Consider the following 23,820-nt stretch of genomic DNA (forward strand, 5'->3'; position numbering starts at 1 on the left):
GTGCGCACCACGCCGGCATTTCAAATTGCCGGCATTTCAACGGCTCGAGGCGAAAAAAAACGCGGCCGAGGCCGCGTTAAAGATTTGGAGACACCCTTCGATGAAGGAGTCACTTCTCGCAGGCAGGAGCATACCAGGGATGGGGTGCTTTATTCATTACAAATTGCACAATTAACTCTTTGGATAAATCGATTAAAACGCGCACCTGACACATTTTAACCCTCTATTTAGGGCCTATTTTGCGAACGTCTGTGCGTGGTGCGCACTTTTTCGCCTGTCGGGGCGTTTGAATTCCGCGCGAATCTTTATCGTCTCCAGGCTCGCGCGGCGTCGCGGAATCTGCGCGAAGCCAACGAGAAGAGGCCACGACGATCCCCATCGCGGCCGTCACCCGCGTCGAACGATTTGCACTAGTATGTGGAAACCCCGCGCGGTTGACGTGACACCGCGGCGGCGCGTCAAAGTGCGGAGAAGACCATGATTACGCTGCGAAAACTGAATCTGGCCGTGGTGTTGTGGGCGTTGGCGTCGGGCGTTGCGTGCGCGGATACGGTGGCGCTGAAGGCCGATCTCGAACCATCGAGCGAAGTGCCGCCGCGCGTAAGCCACGGCCACGGCATGCTGAACGCGACCTTCGACACGTCCACCCAATCGCTGCAATGGACGATCACCTACGAAGGCCTGAGCGGCCCGGCGACCGCCGCGCATTTCCACGGTCCGGCGCCGGTCGGCCAGAACGCGAAGGTGCAGGTGCCGATCGACAAGAGCGCACTCGCGAGTCCGATCAAAGGTACGGCGAAGCTGACCGAGCAGCAGGTCACCGATCTGATGGCCGGGCAGTGGTACTTCAACGTCCATACCGCGCAGAATCCGATGGGCGAAATTCGCGGCCAGGTGTTGCCGGCGAACTAGGCGTTGTATTGGCGTGGGCCGCTGGCGGACGATCGAAGACCGTCGCCGATTAGAACCCGCCACCCACGCGGCCTGCCCGCCAACGCACGTACCATGACGGGACTTCAACGAAGGAGCCTGTCCCGATGAGTTGGCAAAGCGCGCTCGCCTGCTGGTATTTGCGCCGGCAGTTCAAGCCGGAAACCCTGAAGCCGTCCATCAACGTCGAACGGGCGCGAGCGCTGAGCGCGAAGCGCGTGTGGTCGCCCCGCGTGCCGCACGGCTGGCATCTGCGTGAAACCTATGGCGCGGCCGATGCCCCGCTGCTCGGCGAATGGCTCGAACGCGTGGATGGCGGCTCGGCCGGTGGCGCCGAACCTCTCGTGCTGTATTGCCACGGCGGTGGCTATTACTTCTGCTCGCCGCGCACGCATCGTTCGCTGACGTTCGGGCTGGCTACGCGCGCCGACGCACGGCTTTTCTCCCTCGACTACCGCCTCGCGCCCGAGCACCGTTTCCCGGCCGCGCTCGACGACGCCACCGCCGCGTATCGCCAGTTACTGGCGATGGGCGTCGCGCCCGGTTCGATCGTAATTGCCGGCGACTCGGCCGGCGGCGGTCTCGCGCTCGCTACGCTGGTCGCGCTACGCGACGCCGGCGAGCCGTTGCCGGCCGGCGCCGTGCTGTTCTCGCCGTGGACCGATCTCGCGACGACCGGCGCGAGCCTGCGCACCAACGACAGCGTCGACCCGATGTTCTGTGGTGCGTCGATCGAACGCGCGGCCAAGGTCTATCTGGGCGATGCGGCGGCCACGCATCCGTACGCGTCGCCGGTCTACGCCGACCTGCGCGGGTTGCCGCCGCTCTTCATTCTGGCGGGCAGCACCGAGGTGTTGCTCGACGACTCTCGCCGGGTCGCCGACAACGCGCGCGCGGCGGGTGTCGATTGCGAATGCGAGGTGTGGAAGAAGCTGCCGCACGTGTGGCCGATGTTCGCGCCGTTCATGCCGGAGGCGAACCGCGCGCTCGACCGCGCGGCCGCGTTCGTGCGGCGCGCGACGAGCCGCGCGTCGGCGGCGGCGAGCGCCGCTCAGGCGTCCAGCGTGACGTCGAGCGTCTGATAGACGGCCTCGATCGTTTCCTGACCGTACTGCCGCTCCAGTCGCCGCACGGTGAAGTGACCGTGCGCGACCTGCTGGAAGTGGTCGATAAATACCGTGTTGACCATCGCGCCGAGCACCGCGCCGATCGCCGGAATCGATTTGGCCGCGATCTGCTCGCTCACCTGCACCGAAAAGCGCGCGGCGATCGCGTTGAGCAGGCGCAGCAGCGCCGCCGAGCCGTGCGTCGCGAAACCCTTGCTCGCCACCTCCGACGACGCCTTCGACACCGCCTGCGCGAGCGCGCCGCGCATGAAGAAATAGCCGAGGTCGGCGTCGTCGTCCTCGCTCGACGTGCCGCCCATGCCGAGCACGGTCAGGCATTGCAGCTGGGTTTCGACCGAGCTCAGATCCTCGCCCTCGCTGCGCGCGATATCGCAGATCGAGCGGAACATCAGCGTGGTCGTGACCGGCAGCTCGACCGGCAGCGCGACGAGGCCGAACGCGCCGCCGGCCGCGCCGGTCGTCGCGACCGCGAACTTGTGCAGCAGGTTGCTCGGCTTGTCGGGCGCGAGCGCTCGCGCGGCGTCGCGCCGGCCGAGCGTGCGCAGCGCGATCGACAGGCATTTGCGCAACGCGGCCTGGGTCGCGTCGGAGACCTTTTCGTTGGCGAATGCGGGGATGCGCGACAACAGCTTCTCGATCGGCGCACCGACGACGCTCGCGAGCTTCATCGTGAGAGCGGGGCTTTCGAGCTGGTGTTTGGCGCGCCGCAGCGCGTTCAGATCCTGCTCCGATAAGGTTTGGGCTGCAAGCGGACTCGGCTGCATGGGCCTCCCTGAAGGCTTCGTGTGATGAGTAATGTGGGGCAGTTTAACGGCGCGGCGCGATGCGTCGCGGGTCACGCTTAGAGCGTCGCACCATGGTATGATTCCCGACCCTTTGACAAGTCAACTTTTGCTCCATCAAAAATGGCTGTCCATACCGCCGCCCATCACTCGAGTGGGCAAGTTCTACCGTTTCGCGAATCCCTGCTGGCGATGCTCGGCATTTCCTTCGTCACGATGCTGGTCGCGCTCGACCAGACCGTGGTCGGCACCGCGCTGCCCACCATCGTGTCCGAATTGCGGGGCTTCGAGCTCTACGCGTGGGTCGCCACCTCGTACCTGCTGACTTCAGTCATCACCGTGCCGATCTTCGGGCGGCTTGGCGATTACTACGGGCGCAAGCCGTTCGTGATCGCGTCGATCGTCGTGTTCACCGGCGCGTCGGTGCTGTGCGGCGCGGCCAACAGCATGATGTTTCTGGTGCTCGCGCGCGGCCTGCAGGGCATTGGCGGCGGGATGCTGGTCGGCACCGCGTTCGCGTGCATTCCCGATCTGTTCCCCGATTCGGTCGTGCGGCTGCGCTGGCAGGTGCTGATGAGTTCGGCGTTCGGGATCGCCAACGCGGTCGGGCCGTCGCTCGGCGGTTTTCTCACGCAGTACTACGGCTGGCGCTCGGTGTTCTACGTGAATCTGCCGGTCGGGCTGCTGTCGCTGTTTTTCGTCTGGCGCTTCCTGCCGCATCTGCGGCAGGTCGAGCACACGACCAAGATGCGGCTCGACTGGCCCGGCGCGGTGCTGATCGCGGTCGCGCTCGGCTCGCTGCAACTGTTCGTCGAATTGCTGCCGAAGCACGGCGTCACGCTCTCCGCGGTCGCGCTGCTCGGGCTGAGCGTGGCGGCGGCCGTGTCGTTGTGGAAGTGGGAAAAGCGTTGTCCGACCGCGATCCTGCCGGTCGACATGTTCCGCAATCGCAGTCTCGCCGCGTTGTTCACGCTGGCCGTGCTCGGCGGCTTCACGATGTTTTCGATGCTGTTCTACGCGCCGCTGCTGTTCCAGGGCGGCTTCGGGATGTCGCCGAAGGAGGCGGGGCTCGTCATTACGCCGCTCGTCGTGTTCATCACGATCGGCAGCATCGCGAACGGGCGCATCGTGTCGCGCGTGAAGAATCCGAACCTGATGCTGTATATCGGCTTCGCGATGATCGCGCTGTCGTGCCTCGGCGTCGTCGTCGCGACCCGTTCGATGCCGCAGTGGATGCTGATGTCGTTCATGGTGCTCGGCGGTCTCGGCCTCGGCTTCGTGATGCCGAACCTGACGATCTTCGCGCAGCAGACCGCGGGCCGCGAACACCTCGGCATCGCGACCGCGCTGATGCAGTCGCTGCGGATGATCGGCGGCATGCTCGGCACGGCGCTGACCGGCACGCTGGTGACGCACATGTACCGGAGCGGCGTGCGCAACGCGCTCGATACCGACGGCGCGACGCACTGGTTCGCCGATCTCGGCGATCCGCAGATCCTGATCAATCGCGACGCGCAGACCACGCTCGTCGAGCAGTTGACGCACGCGGGCCACAACGGCGCGATGTTGCTCGAAAGCGCGCGCGAGGCGCTGGTCGGGGCCATCCATCTGGGTCTCGCGATGGCGGCGGTGATCGCGGTCGTTTCCGTGTGGCAAAGCCGCCGCGTGCCGCCGATCAAGCTGCAACGCAAGCTCGAACCGGTGATTCACGCGGACTGATTTTTTGACTTGGTGTTGGACAGCAGATTATGGAAGAACAGGACCGCGTCGCCGTGATGCAGCAATTCGGCCGCACGTATCGGGCGTTCATGTCGGCATTCGAGACCCAGGTGGGTCATCCGTTGCCGCGTTGGCGCATTCTGCTCGCGCTGCACGAGCAGGCCGGCGAGTCGTCGCAGAAGCGGCTCGTCGAGCGGCTGCGCGTCGATCCGGGCGCGCTTACGCGGCAGCTGAAAACGCTCGAAGGAATGGGCTGGATCGCGCGCAGCATGGATACGCGCGATAACCGCGTGACCAACGTGCGTCTGACCGAGGCCGGGCAGGCGGCAACCGAAGAGAGCCTGCCGCGCCGCAATGCGTTTTTGCACGACACGATGGCGTCGTTGCCGGATGACGCGCTCGGGGCGCTGTCGGGTGCGCTGAAGATGCTGGAGGCGCGGATCGGTGAGGTGGTGGCTACCGCCGCTGCCACTGCGGTTGCCGGCGCGGCCGTCGCGACTGCCCCAGCCGCTCCGAAAACCACCGGCGACGAGACTGCGCAACGCGCCTGATTCATCCAGCGCGCGTCGCAAGGAAAAAAGGCTGTGGACCATGGGTCCGCAGCCTTTTTTCATTTCAGAATTCATTAACAGCCCACGCGCGAGCGCAGCGCGGGCCGAGCGCAATCGCAATCAGAAGAACGTCTCGATCACTTCCTTCACGCGATACTGCGGATCGACGACCAGCACCTGTTTCCATTTATCGAACGTCAGGCACGGGTGCGAAATGTCGAACGCGATCATGTCGCCCACCTTCAGATCGGCGCCGGCGGGAATTCGCAGATACGCGTGCTGGTCCATCATGCCGAAGATTTCCCAGCCTTCGCTCGCGGCGATATCGCGCGGCGCTTCGCTGCCCGGACGATAGTGACGCGCCGGCTCCGGCATGCCCGCGTCGAACGCGGAGTCGCGCTTGCCGAGACCGATGATCGCGCGATCCGGTTCGGGAATCGACTGCACGTATGCCCACAACTGCAGCGCCGGAATCAGCCCTTCGCCCATTTTCTTCGCGACCGGATTGCGCTTGAAGATGTCGGTCTGCGCCTTGCGGTAGATGCCGACGTCGTGAGTCAGATAGCAGCCGGGGCGCAGCACGACCTCGACCTTGCCGGTTTGCGTGGCTTGCGCGAATTCTTCGGCGACCACGTCGTACCACGCCGAGCCTGCGCCCGACAGCACCGCCGGCGAACGCGCGAAGCGCCCCTGTTCGACCAGTTCGCGCGTGACCGCGACCGCGCCTTGCAGAAACGCGCGCACCTCGGCTTCTTCCTTCAGCACGCCTTCATACAGTTCGACGCCCGCGAGCTTCAGCACGTCCGGATAACGCGCGATCGCGTCGAGCACCGCATTGCGCTGCGCTGCGTCGCGCACACCGGTGCGGCCGCCCGGCACGCCGAGTTCGAGCAGCACCTGCAGCGGCTTTTTCACCGACGTGAAAAACTCGCCAAGCTGCTCGGCGCCTTCGGCCGAATCGACGAGGCAGAAGAATTCAAAGTCCGGATCGCTGAGCAGTTCGGCGACCATCATCATGTTGTGACGGCCGACCAGCTGGTTCGCCATCAGCACGCGCGACACCCCGCCGTGATACGCGGCGCGCACCTGATGCGCGGTGGCGAGCGTGATGCCCCACGCGCCGGCGTCGAGCTGGCGGCGGAACAGTTGCGGCGCCATCGTCGTCTTGCCGTGCGGCGCGAGCTTCACGCCGTATTCGGCGACGAACGCCTGCATCCACTTCAGATTGTGCTCGACGCGATCCGCGTACAGCACCGCGGCCGGCAGGCTCACGTCCTCGTCGAGCAGGTTCCATTCGAGGCGCGCGGCATCCGTCAACTGGATGCTGGTGCCCGGAACCATGCCCAAGCCCTTGCTATAAGGATCAATCGTCGCGCCTTGATAGTTTGTAACTTTCATGTCTCCGTGCTCCATCGTCCGGTTAAATTGAATCAGATTTGACTTCATCATGTTACCGAAAGTACGATGTCTGGAGAAATGTTATTTAGTACCAAAACTTTCGCGGACCTTTCCAGCGGCCGCGCAGGCCGTGTCGCAAATCGCACCGTATCGCACCGCCATGAACAGTAGCGCCGAACCGCTTGCTTTCGACATCGTCGCGCGCATCGCCGAATGCGCGCCGGAATTGCGCTCGGCCGAACGTAAGGTCGCCGCGCTGATCCTCGACGACCTGACTGGAGCGTCGCGCGCGAGCATCGGTGCGCTCGCGCAGCAGGCCGAGGTCAGCGTCGCCACGGTCACGCGCTTCGCGAAAGCGGTCGGCTGTCGCGACGTGCGCGAACTGAAGCTGCGGCTCGCGCAGGCGGCCGCGGTCGGTCAGCGCTTTCTGGAGCGTGACGCAGCAAGCGACGCACCCGAGCCGATCGCCACCCGCGTGTTCGACGAATTGCAGACCGCGCTCGCGCACAATCATCAGTTGTTGCGCCAGGCGCCGCTCGGCGACGCGGCGGCGGCGCTGCGCGATGCGCGCATGATCTACGTGTTCGGCATGGGCGGCGGCTCGACCGCGCTGGCCGACGAAATGCGCTTTCGTCTCGTGCGCCTCGGCCGGCCGGTCGCGACCTATCAGGACGGGCTGTTGCAGCGGATGGTGGCGAGCACAGTGTCGCGCGAATGCGTGGTGATCGCGCTGTCCACCACCGGCCGCGTGCCGGAGATGATCGAGAACTGCAAGATCGCGCGCAGCTACGGCGCGACCGTGATCGCGCTGACCGCGCCCGCGTCGCCGCTGGCGAAGCTCGCGGATTGGGTGATCCCGATCGTCGCGTTCGAAACCGATTTCATTTACAAGCCATCGTCATCCCGTTACGCGATGATGATGGCACTCGACGTGCTCGTCACCGAACTTGCCGTCAGTCAGGGCGACGAGAGCCGCGAATTGCTGCGCCGCATGAAGCACGCGCTCGACGCGCATCGCGGTGGTGGCGATCGACAACCCCTAGGGGACTGATAGGAGACTGATCCATGCATTCGCATCCCGAAGCCGCCGACACGCTGATCGTCGGCGCGCAACTGTACGACGGCACGGGCGCGCCGCCCGTCGAGCGCGACGTGGCGATCCGCGACGGGCGCATCGCCGCGATCGGCAATCTGTCGAACTGGCTCGCCGAAGAGGTGATCGAGGCCGAGGGCCGCGCGCTCGCGCCGGGCTTCATCGACGTGCACACGCACGACGACACCCACGTGATCCGCTCGCCGCAGATGCTGCCAAAGATCACCCAGGGCGTGACGACGGTGATCGTCGGCAATTGCGGGATCAGCGCGTCGCCGGTGTCGCTGAAGGGCGATCCGCCCGATCCGATGAACCTGCTCGGCGAGCGCGACGCGTTCCAGTATCCGAGCTTCGCCGACTACGTGAACGCGGTGAATGCCGCGCGGCCGGCGGTGAACGTCGGCGCGTTGGTCGGTCATACGGCGTTGCGCAACAACCAGATGGACCGGCTCGATCGTGCGGCCACGGCGCAGGAAATCGACGGCATGCGCGCGCAGCTCGAGGAAGCGCTCGCGCATGGCGCGCTCGGCCTGAGTTCGGGGCTCGCGTACGGTTCGGCGTTCGCCGCGCCGACCGAGGAGGTGATGGCGTTGGCCGAACCGCTCGCCGCCGCCGGCGCGCTGTACACCACCCACATGCGCACCGAGTTCGACGCGATTCTCGACGCGATGGACGAGGCGTATCGCGTCGGCCGTCATGCGCATGTGCCGGTGATCATCTCGCATCTGAAGTGCGCGGGGCCGTCGAACTGGGGGCGCAGCGTCGAGGTGCTGAAGTCGCTCGAAGGCGCGCGCGGCGCGCAGCCGGTCGGTTGCGACTGCTATCCGTACAACCGCAGTTCATCGACGCTGGACCTCAAGCAGGTGACCGGCGACATCGACATCACGATTACGTGGTCCGAGCCGCATCCGGAGATGGCGGGCAAGCTGATCCGCGAAATCGCGACCGAATGGGGCGTGTCGCAGCAGGAAGCGGGCAAGCGCCTGCAGCCGGCCGGCGCGGTGTATCACAACATGTCGGAAGACGACGTGCGGCGCATCCTGTCGCATCCGGCGACGATGGTCGGCTCGGATGGCCTGCCGAACGATCCGCTGCCGCATCCGCGGTTGTGGGGCGCGTTTCCGCGCGTGCTCGGCCATTACGCGCGCGATGCCGCGTTGCTGCCGCTCGAAGAAGCGGTGCGCAAGATGACGAGCCTGTCCGCGCGCCGCTTCGGTCTCGCGCAGCGCGGCGAGGTGCGCATCGGCTATCACGCCGATCTGGTGCTGTTCGATCCGTCGAAAGTGCTCGACACGGCCACCTTCGACAAGCCGCAGCAGCCGGCGGCCGGCATCGACGCGGTGTGGGTCAACGGCGTGCTGTCGTATCGTGACGGCGCGGTGACGGGCGAGCGGGCCGGCCGGTTCGTCACGCGCGGCGCGCCGTCGAGGGGCGATGCGCAGCACGCGTTCTGATTTTTTCTCGATCGATTGATAACGGTACGCGCGGCGAGGGCGTCGCGCAGGTGCCGGACTTTTTAAGGAGTGTGACGATGAAGCGATATGGCGTGGAAGGCGGCAAGGGAACGGGCGGTCAGGTGATGCCGTTCGCGCGCGCGGTCGAGGCGGACGGCTGGCTGTTCGTGTCGGGCCAGACGCCGATGGAAAACGGCGAGGTGATCAACGGCGGCATCGTCGAGCAGTCGCACAAGGCGATCCAGAACGTGTTCGCGATCCTGAAGGAAGCGGGCTACGGCGCCGAGCACGTCGTGCGTTGCGGCGTGTGGCTCGACGATCCGCGCGATTTCGCGTCGTTCAACAAGGTGTTCCGCGAGTACTTCGGCGAGAATCCGCCGGCGCGCGCGTGCGTGGTGTCGTCGATGGTGATCGACTGCAAGGTCGAGGTGGACTGCGTCGCGTACAAGAAGCCGGTGGCCTGAGCGGCTTGATGGCTTCGATGTGACGAGGGCGCCGCAGGCTGTGATGGCCTGCGGCGCCCTCGGTGCGTTTACCGCCGTGTTTTAGTGCGCTTCCGTGTTGCCGTTACTGCCGCGCGAGCCGCAGATTGTCCGGCATCGGCGAGTTGTAGTTGGTGCGGAACGGGTTGATGTCGAGCCCGCCGCGGCGCGTGTAGCGCGCATACACCGCGAGCTTCAGCGGTTTGCATATCTTCATGATGTCGACGAAGATCCGCTCGACGCACTGCTCGTGAAAGCCGGTGTGATTGCGGTACGAGATGATGTAGCGCAGCAGGCTCGCGTGATCGATCTGCGGGCCCGCATAGTGAATCTGCACGCTGCCCCAGTCGGGCTGGCCGGTCACCGGGCAGTTCGACTTCAGCAGGTTCGAGAACAGCGTTTCCTCGACCGGTGCTTCGTCGTGCGCGGCGCTCAAAAGCGACGCGTCCGGCTGATAGACGTTCGCTTCGAGATCGAGGCGGTCGAGCGACAGGCCGTCGAATTCTTCCATTTTCAGCTTGCCGAATTCGTGCGGCGTGCTCAGATGCACCGACACCGTCGCGCCGCACGACGCCGATACGTCGTGCTTGATCGTGTCGCGCACGTTTTCGGTCGATTCGAACGCGGTCTGCGCGAACGAGCCGAGATACAGCTTGAATGACTTCGACTCGACGATGTTCGGCGAGTCGGCCGGCACGAAGAACGTCGCGACCGCGATCTGCGGCTTGCCGCGCGCGTTCAGCCACGACAGCTCGTAGGCGTTCCAGATGTCGGTGCCGAAAAACGGCAGGCGCGCGCCGATGCCGATTGCTTCGCGCGCGGCGCTGCGCGCAATCGGAAACAGCAGCGAGGGATCGTATTGTTCGGTGTAAGTCGAGGACTTGCCGAGCGGAGATTGTTCGGGTGTCATGATGCGTTCACGATGCCACTCAGCACGTGCCCGGTCGCCGTTACGACGCGGGCCGATTCGCAGTGGCCAAGCTGGTCGTCGAAGAAAAAGTCCGGCTCGAACTCGCGCAAAAATGCGCTCTTGTCGAGGCCGCCGAGGAACATCGCTTCGTCGATTTCGATGTTCCATGCCATCAGGGTGCGGATCGCGCGCTCGTGCGCGGGCGCCGAGCGTGCTGTCACCAGTGCCGTGCGAATCCGCATCTGCGAGGCCGTGTCCGCGAGTTTCTGCAGACGGTGCAGCGCTTCGAGCAGCGGTTTCAGCGGTCCGTCCGCGAGCGGCAGGTGCTTGTTGTCGATCTCGTGACTGACGAAAGCACGAAGCCCGTCTTTCTGGAAGATGCGTTCGGCTTCGTCGGAAAACAGGACCGCGTCGCCGTCGAACGCGATGCGGATTTCGTCCGGGTACTTGCCCGCCATTTTCGCCGATTCCGGCAACACGCGTGCGGCCGGAAAACCGGCGGCGAGCGCATCGCGCACGTCCTGCTGATTCGCGGACAGAAATAGCGACGCGTTCAGCGGCTTCAGATAACCGAACGGCGCGCGCCCGCGCGTGAACACTCCGCGCTCGATCGTGAGCCCGTGTTCGCGGCACGAATGAAACGCGCGCAGGCCGCTGATCGGATCGCTGCGCGACAGGATTGCCACTTCGACGTGATGGCCGGTGGTGTTCAGCGCGAGCAGCTTGCGGATCAGCGGAAACGCGACGCCCGGTTTCGCTGGCACGTTCAGACGTTCGCGCTGCAGCGCTTCATAAGCCTTCAGATCGCCGGCCTCGTACACGTGGTTCTCTTCCTCGAAGTCGAACAACGCGCGCGACGAGATGGCGACTACCAGTTTGTCGACAAGCGAAAGCGGCATGGGTGCGTTCCGGTTCCAGGCAGCCAATCAGGCGAGAAACAGTCGATAAACCGGGTTTTTCGTCTCTTCCCAGTACGGATAACCGAGTGTCGCGAGGAAGCGCTCGAACGCCGCGTTCTCGCTCTCCGGCACCTGGATGCCGACCAGAATCGAGCTGTAGTCCGCGCCCTGGTTGCGGTAGTGGAACAGGCTGATGTTCCAGTTCGGCGCCATCGACGACAGGAACTTCATCAGCGCGCCTGGCCGCTCCGGAAACTCGAAGCGGAACAGGCGTTCGTCGTGCGCGAGCGGCGAGCGGCCGCCGACCATGTAGCGGATGTGCTGCTTCGACAGTTCGTCGAAGGTCAGATCGACGGTCGCGAAACCGTGCGCTTCGAACGCGCCCGCGATCTGCGCGGATTCGCTGCGATTGCGGATCTGCACGCCGACGAAGATATGCGCGGAGTTCGCGTCCGCGATCCGGTAGTTGAATTCGGTGACGCTGCGGGTGCCGACCAGTTCGCAGAAGCGCCTGAAGCTGCCGCGCTCTTCGGGGATCGTCACCGCGAACACCGCTTCGCGCGCTTCACCCACTTCCGCGCGCTCGGCGACAAAGCGCATGCGGTCGAAGTTCATGTTCGCGCCCGACGTGATCGCGATCAGCGTCTGGTTCTCGATGCCTTCGCGCTCGGCGTACTGCTTCAGGCCGGCCACTGCCAAAGAACCCGCCGGCTCCAGCACGCTACGCGTGTCCTGGAACACATCCTTGATCGCGGCGCACAACGCGTCCGTGTTCACGAGCAGCACGTCGTCGAGATACTCGCTGCACAGACGGAAGGTTTCTTCGCCGACCAGTTTCACCGCGGTGCCGTCGGAGAAGAGACCCACTTCGTTCAAAGTGACGCGTTCGCCCGCTTTCAACGAAGCGGCCATCGCACAGGAGTCATCAGTCTGCACGCCGATCACCTTGATCTCGGGGCGCACTGATTTCACGTAAGCCGCAACACCTGCCGCAAGACCGCCGCCGCCGATCGGCACGAATATCGCGTGAATCGGCCCCTGATGCTGGCTGAGGATTTCCATCGCCACCGTGCCCTGACCCGCGATCACGTACGGATCGTCGAACGGATGCACGAAGGTCAGGCCGCGCTCTTCCTGCAGTTTGACCGCATGCGCATACGCGTCGCTATACGACTCGCCGGACTGCACGACTTCGACGGTCGGCCCGCCATGCGTGCGGATTGCGTCGACCTTCACCTGTGGCGTCGTGACCGGCACGACGATGATCGCCTTCACGCCCATCCTCGCCGCCGACAACGCCACACCCTGCGCATGATTGCCCGCCGACGCGGTGATCACGCCACGCGCGAGCGCGTCGGCCGGGATGTGCGCCATCTTGTTGTACGCGCCGCGCAGCTTGAACGAGAACACCGGCTGGTTGTCCTCGCGCTTCAGGTACACCGGATTGCGCAGCCGCGCCGACAGGTTTGGCGCGCGTTCGAGTTCGGTCTCGCGCGCCACGTCGTAGACGCGCGCGGTCAGGGTCTTTTTCAGGTAGTCGTGGGAAGCCATGCGGGTGGCGCGGTGCGCGGTGTGAGACGGGAAAGGGTCAATGATAGCGCCAACGGTGTCCGCTCTGGCCTTTGTACGTGTTCGCCGCAAGCCGTGTCGTGCCCGGCGCGGGGCTGCTCTCGCACCCCGCGATCCAGATTTAGCCCGGGATTGAGCCGACCGTCCGGACGGTTAATAGGGGTTAATAGGGGTTAATGGGGGTTAATGGGGGTTAATGGGGGCTTGGCCGCGCGCTTGCGAAAGATCGAGCGATCCGCCGCCTGACTCACAGTCTGATCCACAGCCCGATTTGCCGCCCGACTCACCAACCGGTTCACCGCCCGGTTCGCCCCGAAACCGCCCGAACCCCCGCCGCCGCCCGATTTCCACCGTCAACGCGTGGCGGAATCATGCGGTAGAATTCCGTTTTGGAATAAGGATCGGAAGATGCACTGGCAGCCCCGGAGCGCCCACTTGATGCCCGTCCCGCGCGAATCGTGTCCCGCGGCGCAGCGTCATGTCCGTCATGCACGATCGTGTAGCTGCCTCTGAGTGCCGCGAAACGGCTGGCGTGGGTAGACCGCTGGCCGTTCGCTTCCTTGCAAGCCCTAGAAGATTTCAAGCATTGCGCCCCACGCGCATCGTCAGCCGACGCCTCGTGATGAGAGCGCCCGGTTGACCTACCGAGTCGTCCAAACATGAACGCACCTCAAGTTTTCGATCCGCACGGCGCCGTCGCTGCGGTGGCCGCCGATCCCGAAGCGCGTCTGCGCGAAATTCCCTATAACTACACGTCGTTCTCCGACCGCGAAATCGTCATTCGACTGCTGGGCAACGACGCCTGGGACGCGCTCGCCGAACTGCGCGCCGAACGCCGCACCGGCCGCTCGGCACGGATGCTGTACGAAGTGCTCGGCGACATCTGGGTCGTTCGCCGCAATCCGTATCTGCAGGATGACCTGCTCGACAACCCGAAGCGCCGCGCGCTGCTGATCGAGGCGCTCAATCACCGCCTCGCCGAAATCGAGAAGCGCCGCCGCGCCGATCTGAGCGAACACGGCGACGAAGCCGGCATCGAGCGCGCCGCGCGCGTCGAAACGCTGGTGCAGGCCGCGCGCCGCGCGATCGACGAATTCGCCAGCGAGTTCCAGAAGAGCTACGACCTGCGCCGCCGCGCAACGCGCGTGCTCGGCAAGGTCACGCAGAAAGACAACATCAAGTTCGACGGTCTGTCGCGCGTCGCGCACGTGACCGACGCGACCGACTGGCGCGTCGAATACCCGTTCGTCGTGCTGACGCCGGACTCCGAGGCCGAAATCGCCGGCATGATCAAGGCCTGCTTCGAACTCGGCCTGACCGTGATTCCGCGCGGGGGCGGCACCGGCTACACGGGCGGCGCGGTGCCGCTCACGCCGTTCTCGGCCGTCATCAACACCGAAAAGCTCGAACAGCTCGGCCCGGTCGAGATGACCGACCTGCCGGGCGTCGATCGCAAGGTCGCGACGATCTTCTCGGGCGCGGGCGTCGTTACGCGTCGGGTGACCGAAGCGGCCGAGCAGGCCGGCTTCGTGTTCGCGGTCGATCCGACTTCGCTGGATGCATCGTGTGTCGGTGGCAACGTCGCGATGAACGCGGGCGGCAAGAAGGCGGTGCTGTGGGGCACCGCGCTGGACAACCTGGCGTGGTGGCGGATGGTCGACCCGGAAGGGAACTGGCTCGAAGTCACGCGCCTCGACCATAACCTCGGCAAGATTCACGACATCGAAGTCGCGCGTTTCGAGCTGAACTGGTTCGACGGCAACTACGCACCGGGCGAGAAGCTGCTGCGCACTGAGGCGCTCGACATCAAGGGCCGCGTGTTCCGCAAGGAAGGCCTCGGCAAGGACGTTACCGACAAATTCCTCGCCGGCCTGCCGGGCGTGCAGAAGGAAGGCTGCGACGGGCTTATCACGTCCGCGCGCTGGGTGCTGCACAAGATGCCCGCGCATACGCGCACCGTCTGCCTCGAATTCTTCGGCCAGGCGCGCGAGGCGATTCCGAGCATCGTCGAAATCAAGGACTATCTGTTCGAAACGTCGCGCCAGGGCGGCGCGATTCTCGCGGGCCTCGAGCATCTGGACGAGCGCTATCTGCGCGCGGTCGGCTATGCGACCAAGAGCAAGCGCAACGCGTTTCCGAAGATGGTGCTGATCGGCGACATCGTCGGTAACGATGCGGATGCGGTCGCGCAGGCCACCTCCGAAGTCGTGCGGATGGCCAACGGCAAGAGCGGTGAAGGCTTCGTCGCGGTCAGCGCCGAGGCGCGCAAGCGCTTCTGGCTCGACCGCAGCCGCACCGCCGCGATCGCCAAGCACACCAACGCGTTCAAGATCAACGAAGACGTCGTGATTCCGCTCGACCGGATGGGCGAGTACACGGACGGCATCGAGCGCATCAACATCGAGTTGTCGCTGAAGAACAAGCTGCAACTGGTCGACGCGCTCGAAGCGTTCTTCAAGGCCGGCAAGCTGCCGCTCGGCAAGAGCGACGACGCGAACGAAATCCCCAGCGCCGAGCTGCTCGAAGACCGGGTGCAACAGGCGCTCGATCTGCTCGCGCGCGTGCGCACGCGCTGGGAATTCGTGCGCGACAAGCTCGACCTGTCGCTGCGCGAGGCCCAGCACTATCTGGTCGGCCTCGGCTACGAGGCGCTCGCCGAGCGCTTCGCCGACCGCGTCGACGCGCAACCCGATGCGACGGTGTTCCACCTCGCGCAGGACCGCACGATCCGAGTGTCGTGGAAGCAGGAAATCCGCGCCGAATTGCGGCAGATTTTCAACGGCGGCGAATTCAAGCCGATCCTCGACGAAGCCCAGGCGATCCACAAGCAGGTGCTGCGCGGCCGCGTGTTCGTCGCGCTGCACATGCACGCGGGCGACGGCAACGTGCACACGAATCTGCCGGTCAACTCCGACAACTACGAGATGCTGCAGGACGCCCACACGGCGGTCGCGCGCATCATGAAGCTCGCGCGTTCGCTCGACGGCGTGATTTCCGGCGAGCACGGCATCGGCATCACCAAGCTCGAATTCCTGACCGACGACGAGATCGGCGAATTCCGCAAGTACAAGCAGCGCGTCGATCCGCTCGGTCGCTTCAATGCGGGCAAGCTGCTCGAAGGCGCGGACCTGCGCAACGCGTACACGCCGAGCTTCGGGCTGATGGGCTACGAATCGCTGATCATGCAGCAGTCCGACATCGGCGCGATTTCCGAGTCGATCAAGGACTGCCTGCGCTGCGGCAAGTGCAAGCCGGTGTGCGCGACCCACGTGCCGCGCGCGAACCTGCTGTACAGCCCGCGCAACAAGATTCTCGCCACCTCGCTGCTGGTCGAGGCGTTCCTGTACGAAGAGCAGACCCGCCGCGGCGTGTCGATCAAGCACTGGGACGAGTTCAACGACGTCGCCGATCACTGCACCGTCTGTCACAAATGCGTGACGCCGTGCCCGGTGAAGATCGACTTCGGCGACGTGACGATGAACATGCGCAACCTGCTGCGCAAGATGGGCAAGAAGAAGTTCAACCCGGGCAACGCGGCGGGCATGTTCTTCCTGAACGCGACCAATCCGCAGACCATCAACCTCGCGCGCACCGCGATGATGGGCGTCGGCTACAAGGCGCAGCGCCTCGGCAACGAAGTACTGAAGAAGTTCGCGAAGAAGCAGACGGCGCACCCGCCGGCGACGGTCGGCAAGCCGCCGGTCACGCAGCAGGTGATCCACTTCATGAACAAGAAGATGCCGGGCAACCTGCCGAAGAAGACCGCGCGCGCGTTGCTCGACATCGAGGACAACAAGATCGTCCCGATCATCCGCAATCCGAAGACGACCACCGCCGACACGGAAGCGGTGTTCTACTTCCCGGGCTGCGGCTCCGAGCGGCTGTTCTCGCAGGTCGGTCTCGCGACCCAGGCGATGCTGTGGGAAGCGGGCGTGCAAACGGTGCTGCCGCCGGGCTATCTGTGCTGCGGCTATCCGCAGCGCGGCTCGGGTCAGTTCGACAAGGCCGAGCAGATCGTCACCGACAACCGCGTGCTGTTCCACCGCGTCGCCAATACGCTGAACTACCTCGACATCAAGACGGTGGTGGTGTCGTGCGGCACGTGCTACGACCAGCTTGCCGGTTATGAATTCGAAAAGATCTTCCCGGGCTGCCGGATCATCGACATTCACGAGTATCTGCTGGAGAAGGGCATCAAGCTCGACGGCGTGAACGGCGTGCGCTACATGTACCACGACCCGTGCCATTCGCCGATCAAGACGATCGATCCGGTCAAGCTCGTCAATCAGCTGATGGGCTCGGAGAACGACGGCTACAAGATCGAGAAGAACGATCGCTGCTGTGGCGAGTCGGGCACGCTCGCGGTCACGCGTCCGGACATCTCGACCCAGGTGCGCTTCCGCAAGGAAGAGGAGATGCGCAAGGGCGCGGCGAAGCTGCGCGGCATTCCGGTGGTCGCCGACGCGGGCGCGAACGCGATCAATCCGGCCAATGCATCGGCCGGCGACGGTCCGCAGCCGGGCAATGGCAACGGCGGCGGCAATGCAGGTGCGACCGACGTCAAGATTCTCACCAGCTGCCCGTCGTGCCTGCAAGGGCTGTCGCGCTACAACGAGGACGCGGGGACCGAAGCCGACTACATCGTGGTCGAGATGGCACGCCACGTGCTCGGCGAGAACTGGATGGCGGATTACGTTCAACGGGCGAACAATGGCGGAATCGAGCGCGTGCTGGTTTAATGGCACGACCAACGATTTTTGCTGAGGACGACGATGGACTGCGTTTTTTGCCGTGAAGACGGCGGCGATGTGCTGTGGCAGGACGACTCGCTGCGAGTCGTTCTCGCCGACGAACACGATTACCCGGGCTTTTGCCGGGTGATCTGGAACGCGCACGTCGCCGAGTTTTCGGATCTTTCTGGTGGCGAGCGTGATCGCGTGATGAAGGCCGTGTACGCGGTCGAGCGCGCGATCCGCCGGGTGATGCAGCCCGTGAAGGTGAATCTCGCGAGCCTCGGCAACCAGGTGCCGCACGTGCACTGGCACGTAATTCCGCGTTATTCGAACGACGCACATTTCCCCCTGCCGATCTGGGCGCCGCGCCAGCGCACGGTGTCCGAAGCGATGCTGTCGGCGCGCCGCGCGCAAGCCACGCTGCTGCGCGAAGCGGTACGGCAGGAAATCGAACAGGCGTTGGGCTGAGCGTCACGAAGTTGTCGCTGAACCGTCGCCGCGTACCGGGCTCGCCTTGCGGGCTGTAACCGGCGCGGCGCCCCGCCGTTATCTTATGAGGCTCAACATGAGCGGATTGACTCCCGAGACGCCGGTGCCGACCGGCGTGGTCGTGCATTCGAAATCGCGCGTGCTCGAATTGCAGTATGCGGACGGCGCGGCGTATCGTGTGCCGTTCGAGCTGCTGCGCGTGTATTCGCCGTCGGCGGAAGTGCAGGGCCACGGACCCGGCCAGGAAACGCTGCAGACCGGCAAGCGCGACGTGACAATCACGATGATCGAAGGTGTTGGCAATTACGCGCTGCAGCCCACGTTCTCCGACGGCCACGCCACCGGCATCTATTCGTGGGATCTGCTGTACGACATGGCGGTGCGGCAGGATGAACTGTGGCAGGCGTATCTCGCGAAACTGGCCGCGGCCGGCATCGACCGCGACACGCCGATGGTGCCCGCCGCCGCTGCGCACGGCCACTGTCACTGATACGATTCGCCCCCGAACGCCGCCTGAGCGGCGCAACATTCAAGAACACGCGAAAGGACGAGCGCGATGAGCAAAACCCACTTCGGCTTTCAATCGGTCGACGAACAGGACAAGGCGCAGAAGGTGGCGGGGGTGTTCCACTCGGTCGCGGCCAACTACGACTTGATGAACGACCTGATGTCGGGCGGATTGCACCGGGCGTGGAAGGTGTTCACGATCGCCCAGGCGAACGTGCGGCCGGGCTACAAAGTGCTCGACATCGCGGGCGGCACGGGCGACCTCTCGAAGGCATTCGCGAAACAGGCGGGCGAGACAGGCGAGGTCTGGCATACCGACATCAATGAATCGATGCTGCGCGTGGGCCGCGACCGGTTGATCGACAAGGGCATCGTCACGCCGACGCTGCTCTGCGACGCGGAGAAAATTCCGTTTCCGGACAACTACTTCGACGTCGTGACGGTCGCGTTCGGTCTGCGCAACATGACCCACAAGGACGTCGCGCTCGCGGAAATGCGGCGCGTGCTGAAGCCGGCGGGGCGCCTGCTGGTGCTGGAATTCTCGAAGGTTTGGGACCCGCTGAAGAAGGTTTACGATATCTATTCGTTCAAGGTGTTGCCGTGGCTCGGCGAGCGCTTCGCCAAGGACGCGGACAGCTACCAGTACCTGGCGGAGTCGATCCGCATGCATCCGGACCAGGAAACTTTGAAAACAATGATGGAACAAGCTGGACTCGATGGCGTCAAATATTACAATTTGTCAGCTGGCGTGGTAGCTTTACATGTGGGGACCAAGTACTAGGAACCCTAACCCATCGATTTTTAAAGGAAATTCAGAAATGTCCGATTCTAATTTGTTATCTCCCCGTAAGGTTAAGCGGTCTTTGGCGAGAAGAATCGGACTGCTTGCAATGGTCGGTCTGCTGATGACCGGCACCCTGGCTTCTCTCGACGCGGAAGCTCGCCGCATGGGCGGCGGCCGCAGCATCGGCCGTCAGTCGAATAGCCTGCAGCAGCAGCGCCAGACTCCGCCGCCGTCGCAGCCGTCGCAGAGCAATCAGGCTAATCAGGCCACGCAGCAGCGCGCGCAGCCTACGCCCACGCCGCCTGCCGCGCCGAATCGCAACCGTTGGCTGGGGCCGATCGCCGGTCTCGCCGCGGGTCTCGGCATCGCCGCGTTGCTGTCGCACTTCGGGCTCGGCGAGGCGTTCGCCGGCATGTTCGCCAATATGATCGTGATTGCGTTGATCGCGATGGTGGCGATCTGGCTGATCCGCCGCTTTATGGGCCGCAAGCGCGCTACCGCGCAGCCGGCCTACGCGGGCAGCGCGCCGTCGCTGAATACGGGCGGCACCGGCTATGCGCAGCAGGAGCCGCGTTACACCGCGCCGCCCACCGGCTCGTATCTCGAACCGCAAGGCAATCCGCTGACCACGCCGTCCGTCGGCGCGACGCCTTCGGTGCCGGCCGATTTCGATTCGGAAGCGTTCCTGCGTAACGCGAAGGTGTACTTCGTGCGCCTGCAGGCCGCGTGGGACGTCGGCAACGTCGAGGACATCCGCGAATTCACGACGCCGGAAATGTTCGCCGAGGTGCGCGTCGATCTGGCATCGCGCGGCATGCAGTCGAATCAGACCGACGTCGTGCAGCTGAACGCCGAGATGCTCGGTGTCGAGGAGCGCGCAAACGAGTACTTCGCGAGCGTGCGCTTCTCAGGGCTGATTCGCGAGGAGCCGGGCGCGGCTGCCGAGCCGTTCGTCGAGGTCTGGAATCTGACCAAGGCGAACCGCACTGGCGAAGGCTGGTTGCTCGCCGGCATCCAGCAGGTCGAGCAGCACTGACACTGATGTGCTGAAGCGCTGCGCGAGGTTTGTCTTGAAAAAAGCCCCGTGCGGCGTTGACCTTGCGCATCGTGTGCGCATCGAATAGGCCGTTCGGCATAGCAGGCCGCGAAGCGAACGGACGTTACAATAGGAACCCGCGCAAGCACCTCGCTTGCGCGGGTTTTTTCTTGCCACTTTCGATGACCCTTGCCGCCAAGCCCTTCGCTGCTGCTGTCAATCATCTGCTCGCCCGCGAATCGTGGGCTCGTGAGCGTCTCGCCCCGTACGCGGGCAAGACCGCCCGTCTGTCATGTCCACCGGTTGTGCTCGCGCTGCTCGTGCAGCCGGACGGTTACCTCGGCACGCTCGACGAAGCCGACGCGCCGCAATGCGACGTGACGATCTCGGTGCCGTCCGATGCGTTGCCCGCCTTCCTGCAAGGCGGCCAGGCCGCCGTGATGAAGCACGTGAAGATCGAGGGCGATGCCGAGTTCGCGACCGTCATCGCGAAGCTCGCCGAGCATCTGCGTTGGGAGCCGGAAGAGGATCTCGCGAAGCTGATCGGCGATGGGCCGGCGTGGCGCATTGCATCGGTGGTGCGTTCGGTCGGTGAGCATGTGCAGCGCACCGGCCGCAATCTGCTCGATACTGCCGCTGAATATCTGCTCGACGAAAATCCGCAGCTGGTGCGCCGCACCGCGCTCGCGGACTTCAACGTCGAGCTGGCCCGCGCGCGCGATTCGCTGGCGCGCGTGGAAAAGCGTATCGAGCGTCTCGAACAGAAGGTCGAAGCCCGCGGCGCGTATGCGCCGGGCGGCGCCGCCATGTCGCGCGGCACGCGCTAGTCACCGGGCCCAGCTATGCGTTTTCTGCGTTTCCTCAAAATATTCTTCACCGTCATCCGCTTCGGCCTCGATGAAATGATGCTGATCCGCATCAACGACCGGCGCGTGCGCCTGTTGCTGCGGATCACCACCCTCGGCCGCAAGTTCGATGCGCCTCCCGGCGTGCGTCTGCGGCTCGCGCTCGAAAGTCTCGGGCCGATCTTCGTCAAGTTCGGCCAGGTGCTGTCCACGCGCCGCGATCTGCTGCCGGTCGACATCGCCAACGAACTCGCGAAGTTGCAGGACCAGGTGCCCCCGTTCGATTCGGCGGTTGCGATCGGGCTGGTCGAGAAGTCGCTCGGCGCGCCGGTCGACGTGCTGTTCGACGATTTCGAGCGGGTGCCGGTCGCGAGCGCGTCGATCGCGCAGGTGCACTTCGCGAAGGTCAAGGCCGGTCAGCATGCGGGCAAGGCGGTCGCGGTGAAGGTGCTGCGCCCGAACATGCTGCCGGTGATCGATTCCGATCTCGCGCTGCTGCGCGACATCGCCGTGTGGGCCGAGCGTCTGTGGGCCGACGGCAAGCGTCTGAAGCCGCGCGAGGTAGTCGCCGAATTCGACAAGTATCTGCACGACGAACTCGACCTGATGCGCGAGGCGGCCAACGGCAGCCAGTTGCGCCGCAACTTCCAGGGGCTCGACCTGCTGCTGGTGCCGGAAATGTACTGGGAGTTCTGTACGCCCACGGTGCTGGTGATGGAGCGCATGGTCGGCGTGCCGATCAGCCAGGTCGACACGCTGCGCGCGGCGGGCGTCGACATTCCGAAGCTGGCGCGCGAAGGCGTGGAGATTTTCTTCACGCAGGTGTTTCGCGATGGTTTTTTCCACGCCGACATGCATCCGGGCAACATCCAGGTGAGCCTCGATCCGGCGCACTTCGGGCGCTATATCGCGCTCGACTTCGGCATCATCGGTGCGCTGTCGGACTTCGATAAGAACTACCTCGCGCAGAACTTCCTCGCGTTTTTCAAGCGCGACTACCACCGCGTCGCGACGCTGCATCTGGAGTCCGGCTGGGTGCCGCCGACCACCCGCGTCGAGGAACTGGAAAGCGCGATCCGCGCGGTCTGCGAGCCGTATTTCGATCGGGCGCTGAAAGATATTTCGCTCGGTCAGGTGCTGATGCGGCTGTTTTCGACGTCGCGCCGTTTCAACGTCGAGATCCAGCCGCAACTCGTGCTGTTGCAAAAGACCATGCTGAACGTCGAAGGCCTTGGCCGCTCGCTCGATCCGGAGCTGGATCTGTGGAAGACCGCGAAGCCTTACCTCGAACGCTGGATGAACGAGCAGATCGGCTTGCGCGGCTGGTACGAGCGTCTGAAGATCGAGGCGCCGCAGTGGAGCAAGACGCTGCCGCAGTTGCCGCGCCTCGTTCATCACATGCTGGCCGAGCGGCATCATCCGGTCGGCGGTGCGAACGATGACGTGATCCGCCAGATTCTGCTCGAGCAGAAGCGCACCAACCGTTTGCTGCAGGGACTGCTGCTGTTTGGCGTGGCGGTCGGCGTGGGCGCGGTGCTGGCGCGGGCATTTCTGGCGCTGGCTTATGGCGGTTGAGTGGCGGTTGAGCGGCAGTTGAGCGGCGGGCCCCGCGCCGGGCTAAGCGGTTAGCCACGCAGCGACTAAGCGCGACCGCTTGTTCCGGTTGCCGGTCGAGCCAGCCGCCGGTCGCCTGCTGGCAGGCGCCGCCGACCTGAACGCCGACCCCAGCCGCCAGTTTGGTCCACCGGTCCTGTGCTCCGCTTCCAATGGCGGGCCGACCGCAACCTGTACGAGGCATCCGATGAGCGATCCGACCCAACCTTCCATACCCGATTTCTCGACTCGCGACCCCAACGCGCCCGAGTTCTGGGACGAACGTTTCGAGCGCCATTTCACGCCATGGGATCAGGCGGGCGTGCCGTCGGCGTTTCGCGCGTTCGCCGACCGTCATCGCGATGCCGCGGTGCTGATCCCGGGCTGCGGCAGCGCGTACGAAGCGGTGTGGCTCGCGCGGCAGGGCAATCCGGTGCGCGCGATCGACTTCTCGCCGGCGGCCGTCGCGGCGGCGCGCGAGCAGCTTGGCGCGCAGCACGCGCAACTGGTCGAGCAGGCGGATTTCTTCACCTATGAGCCGCCGTTCAAACTGGCGTGGATTTATGAGCGGGCGTTTTTCTGCGCGCTGCCGCCGACGCGGCGCGCCGATTACGCGCGGCGGATGGCGGAACTGCTGCCGGCCGGCGCGTTGCTCGCGGGTTTCTTTTTCCTCGGCGCGACGCCCAAGGGGCCGCCGTTCGGGGTCGAGCGCGGCGAACTCGACGCGGTGCTCACACCGTACTTCGAGCTGATCGAAGACGAGGCGGTGGCCGATTCGATCGCGGTGTTCGCCGGACGCGAGCGCTGGCTGACCTGGCGGCGTCGCCCGTGACGCGGTGAGGCGCCTACACTGCGCCGGTCGCTCTTGACAGCTTCGCGAGCCGTCCCCATCTACCGCGATGACGCGCGCGTCGCGCGT

General features: G+C 64.9%; 20 protein-coding genes. 15 read left to right on the forward strand and 5 right to left on the reverse strand.

Annotated elements, in window-relative coordinates; all coding sequences use genetic code 11:
* Positions 1-477 precede the first annotated feature (477 nt).
* Together HHL14_RS07140 and HHL14_RS07145 are read left to right on the forward strand one after the other, a co-directional pair.
* Positions 478-912 carry a CHRD domain-containing protein gene (locus tag HHL14_RS07140; protein WP_169496894.1) on the forward strand — a complete coding sequence of 145 codons (435 nt, stop codon included), beginning with the start codon at positions 478-480 and terminating at the stop codon, positions 910-912.
* Positions 913-1,037: 125 nt separating this feature from the next.
* Entirely contained in the window at positions 1,038-2,012 is a 975-nt protein-coding gene (locus HHL14_RS07145; protein WP_169496895.1) for an alpha/beta hydrolase, read from the forward strand.
* On the opposite strand, the gene HHL14_RS07150 is transcribed toward HHL14_RS07145, so the two are convergent.
* Positions 1,982-2,821 (reverse strand): EcsC family protein, encoded by an 840-nt coding sequence (locus HHL14_RS07150; protein WP_169496896.1) that lies wholly within the window; start codon positions 2,819-2,821, stop codon positions 1,982-1,984. The two genes, HHL14_RS07145 and HHL14_RS07150, sit on opposite strands and share 31 nt — an antisense overlap.
* 141 nt (positions 2,822-2,962) lie before the next feature.
* On the opposite strand from HHL14_RS07150, the gene HHL14_RS07155 reads away from it, so the two are divergent.
* Together HHL14_RS07155 and HHL14_RS07160 are read left to right on the forward strand one after the other, a co-directional pair.
* Entirely contained in the window at positions 2,963-4,558 is a 1,596-nt protein-coding gene (locus HHL14_RS07155; RefSeq protein WP_169496897.1) for an MDR family MFS transporter, read from the forward strand.
* 29 nt (positions 4,559-4,587) lie between these two features.
* Complete coding sequence (locus HHL14_RS07160) at positions 4,588-5,109, forward strand: MarR family winged helix-turn-helix transcriptional regulator (RefSeq protein ID WP_169496898.1); 522 nt, start codon at positions 4,588-4,590, stop codon at positions 5,107-5,109.
* A gap of 120 nt (positions 5,110-5,229) precedes the next feature.
* On the opposite strand, the gene HHL14_RS07165 is transcribed toward HHL14_RS07160, so the two are convergent.
* Entirely contained in the window at positions 5,230-6,507 is a 1,278-nt protein-coding gene (locus tag HHL14_RS07165) for an amino acid deaminase (RefSeq protein WP_169496899.1), read from the reverse strand.
* A 160-nt stretch (positions 6,508-6,667) separates the two neighbouring features.
* Here HHL14_RS07165 and HHL14_RS07170 point away from each other — a divergent pair, with 160 nt between their 5' ends.
* The 3 genes from HHL14_RS07170 (at position 6,668) to HHL14_RS07180 (ending at position 9,518) form a co-directional block, all read left to right on the forward strand.
* On the forward strand, positions 6,668-7,558 hold the full coding sequence (locus HHL14_RS07170; RefSeq protein ID WP_169497256.1) for a MurR/RpiR family transcriptional regulator: 891 nt from the start codon (positions 6,668-6,670) through the stop codon (positions 7,556-7,558).
* Between the two features lie 14 nt (positions 7,559-7,572).
* The gene (locus HHL14_RS07175) at positions 7,573-9,054 is read left to right on the forward strand and encodes an N-acyl-D-amino-acid deacylase family protein (RefSeq protein ID WP_169496900.1); all 1,482 of its coding nucleotides are present in this window, start codon (positions 7,573-7,575) and stop codon (positions 9,052-9,054) included.
* 77 nt (positions 9,055-9,131) lie between these two features.
* Positions 9,132-9,518, forward strand: coding sequence for a RidA family protein (locus HHL14_RS07180; RefSeq protein ID WP_169496901.1), 387 nt, complete (start codon positions 9,132-9,134; stop codon positions 9,516-9,518).
* A 103-nt stretch (positions 9,519-9,621) separates the two neighbouring features.
* Here HHL14_RS07180 and queF read toward each other — a convergent pair whose 3' ends face one another.
* From queF to ilvA, 3 genes are read right to left on the reverse strand one after another with little or no spacing between them, the layout of a single operon-like run.
* Positions 9,622-10,446 carry an NADPH-dependent 7-cyano-7-deazaguanine reductase QueF gene (queF, locus tag HHL14_RS07185; protein ID WP_169496902.1) on the reverse strand — a complete coding sequence of 275 codons (825 nt, stop codon included), beginning with the start codon at positions 10,444-10,446 and terminating at the stop codon, positions 9,622-9,624.
* Positions 10,443-11,345 (reverse strand): 5'-nucleotidase, encoded by a 903-nt coding sequence (locus HHL14_RS07190; protein WP_169496903.1) that lies wholly within the window; start codon positions 11,343-11,345, stop codon positions 10,443-10,445. The genes queF and HHL14_RS07190 overlap by 4 nt, the downstream gene beginning before the upstream one ends.
* Before the next feature lie 27 nt (positions 11,346-11,372).
* Positions 11,373-12,938 carry a threonine ammonia-lyase, biosynthetic gene (gene ilvA / locus HHL14_RS07195; protein ID WP_329601634.1) on the reverse strand — a complete coding sequence of 522 codons (1,566 nt, stop codon included), beginning with the start codon at positions 12,936-12,938 and terminating at the stop codon, positions 11,373-11,375.
* Positions 12,939-13,573: 635 nt separating this feature from the next.
* Here ilvA and HHL14_RS07200 point away from each other — a divergent pair.
* The 8 genes from HHL14_RS07200 (at position 13,574) to HHL14_RS07235 (ending at position 23,733) form a co-directional block, all read left to right on the forward strand.
* Positions 13,574-17,653: a DUF3683 domain-containing protein gene (locus HHL14_RS07200; protein WP_169496905.1), complete on the forward strand. Its 4,080-nt coding sequence runs from the start codon at positions 13,574-13,576 to the stop codon at positions 17,651-17,653.
* A 33-nt stretch (positions 17,654-17,686) separates the two neighbouring features.
* Entirely contained in the window at positions 17,687-18,115 is a 429-nt protein-coding gene (locus HHL14_RS07205) for an HIT family protein (RefSeq protein WP_169496906.1), read from the forward strand.
* Positions 18,116-18,212: 97 nt separating this feature from the next.
* Positions 18,213-18,626 (forward strand): gamma-butyrobetaine hydroxylase-like domain-containing protein, encoded by a 414-nt coding sequence (locus tag HHL14_RS07210; RefSeq protein WP_169496907.1) that lies wholly within the window; start codon positions 18,213-18,215, stop codon positions 18,624-18,626.
* 66 nt (positions 18,627-18,692) lie between these two features.
* Positions 18,693-19,424 carry a bifunctional demethylmenaquinone methyltransferase/2-methoxy-6-polyprenyl-1,4-benzoquinol methylase UbiE gene (gene ubiE, locus HHL14_RS07215; protein ID WP_169496908.1) on the forward strand — a complete coding sequence of 244 codons (732 nt, stop codon included), beginning with the start codon at positions 18,693-18,695 and terminating at the stop codon, positions 19,422-19,424.
* A 37-nt stretch (positions 19,425-19,461) separates the two neighbouring features.
* Positions 19,462-20,463, forward strand: a complete 1,002-nt coding sequence (locus tag HHL14_RS07220; protein ID WP_169496909.1) for a Tim44 domain-containing protein — start codon at positions 19,462-19,464, stop codon at positions 20,461-20,463.
* 182 nt (positions 20,464-20,645) lie between these two features.
* Positions 20,646-21,290 carry a ubiquinone biosynthesis accessory factor UbiJ gene (locus HHL14_RS07225; RefSeq protein WP_169496910.1) on the forward strand — a complete coding sequence of 215 codons (645 nt, stop codon included), beginning with the start codon at positions 20,646-20,648 and terminating at the stop codon, positions 21,288-21,290.
* 15 nt (positions 21,291-21,305) lie between these two features.
* Positions 21,306-22,883 (forward strand): ubiquinone biosynthesis regulatory protein kinase UbiB, encoded by a 1,578-nt coding sequence (gene ubiB, locus HHL14_RS07230; protein ID WP_169496911.1) that lies wholly within the window; start codon positions 21,306-21,308, stop codon positions 22,881-22,883.
* A 226-nt stretch (positions 22,884-23,109) separates the two neighbouring features.
* The gene (locus tag HHL14_RS07235) at positions 23,110-23,733 is read left to right on the forward strand and encodes a methyltransferase domain-containing protein (RefSeq protein WP_169496912.1); all 624 of its coding nucleotides are present in this window, start codon (positions 23,110-23,112) and stop codon (positions 23,731-23,733) included.
* Positions 23,734-23,820: the final 87 nt, after the last annotated feature.

This window comes from Paraburkholderia antibiotica, from assembly GCF_012927125.1.
GTDB lineage: Bacteria > Pseudomonadota > Gammaproteobacteria > Burkholderiales > Burkholderiaceae > Paraburkholderia > Paraburkholderia antibiotica.

Coding starts and splice junctions, on each gene's coding strand:
- HHL14_RS07175 (WP_169496900.1), top strand. CDS start 7,573: ATGCATTCGCATCCCGAAGCCGCCGACACGCTGATCGTCGGCGCGCAA.
- HHL14_RS07145 (WP_169496895.1), top strand. CDS start 1,038: ATGAGTTGGCAAAGCGCGCTCGCCTGCTGGTATTTGCGCCGGCAGTTC.
- HHL14_RS07165 (WP_169496899.1), bottom strand. CDS start 6,507: ATGAAAGTTACAAACTATCAAGGCGCGACGATTGATCCTTATAGCAAG.
- queF (WP_169496902.1), bottom strand. CDS start 10,446: ATGACACCCGAACAATCTCCGCTCGGCAAGTCCTCGACTTACACCGAA.
- HHL14_RS07205 (WP_169496906.1), top strand. CDS start 17,687: ATGGACTGCGTTTTTTGCCGTGAAGACGGCGGCGATGTGCTGTGGCAG.
- ubiB (WP_169496911.1), top strand. CDS start 21,306: ATGCGTTTTCTGCGTTTCCTCAAAATATTCTTCACCGTCATCCGCTTC.
- HHL14_RS07225 (WP_169496910.1), top strand. CDS start 20,646: ATGACCCTTGCCGCCAAGCCCTTCGCTGCTGCTGTCAATCATCTGCTC.
- HHL14_RS07210 (WP_169496907.1), top strand. CDS start 18,213: ATGAGCGGATTGACTCCCGAGACGCCGGTGCCGACCGGCGTGGTCGTG.
- HHL14_RS07160 (WP_169496898.1), top strand. CDS start 4,588: ATGGAAGAACAGGACCGCGTCGCCGTGATGCAGCAATTCGGCCGCACG.
- HHL14_RS07170 (WP_169497256.1), top strand. CDS start 6,668: ATGAACAGTAGCGCCGAACCGCTTGCTTTCGACATCGTCGCGCGCATC.
- HHL14_RS07190 (WP_169496903.1), bottom strand. CDS start 11,345: ATGCCGCTTTCGCTTGTCGACAAACTGGTAGTCGCCATCTCGTCGCGC.
- HHL14_RS07150 (WP_169496896.1), bottom strand. CDS start 2,821: ATGCAGCCGAGTCCGCTTGCAGCCCAAACCTTATCGGAGCAGGATCTG.
- ubiE (WP_169496908.1), top strand. CDS start 18,693: ATGAGCAAAACCCACTTCGGCTTTCAATCGGTCGACGAACAGGACAAG.
- HHL14_RS07140 (WP_169496894.1), top strand. CDS start 478: ATGATTACGCTGCGAAAACTGAATCTGGCCGTGGTGTTGTGGGCGTTG.
- HHL14_RS07200 (WP_169496905.1), top strand. CDS start 13,574: ATGAACGCACCTCAAGTTTTCGATCCGCACGGCGCCGTCGCTGCGGTG.
- HHL14_RS07155 (WP_169496897.1), top strand. CDS start 2,963: ATGGCTGTCCATACCGCCGCCCATCACTCGAGTGGGCAAGTTCTACCG.
- HHL14_RS07235 (WP_169496912.1), top strand. CDS start 23,110: ATGAGCGATCCGACCCAACCTTCCATACCCGATTTCTCGACTCGCGAC.
- HHL14_RS07180 (WP_169496901.1), top strand. CDS start 9,132: ATGAAGCGATATGGCGTGGAAGGCGGCAAGGGAACGGGCGGTCAGGTG.
- HHL14_RS07220 (WP_169496909.1), top strand. CDS start 19,462: ATGTCCGATTCTAATTTGTTATCTCCCCGTAAGGTTAAGCGGTCTTTG.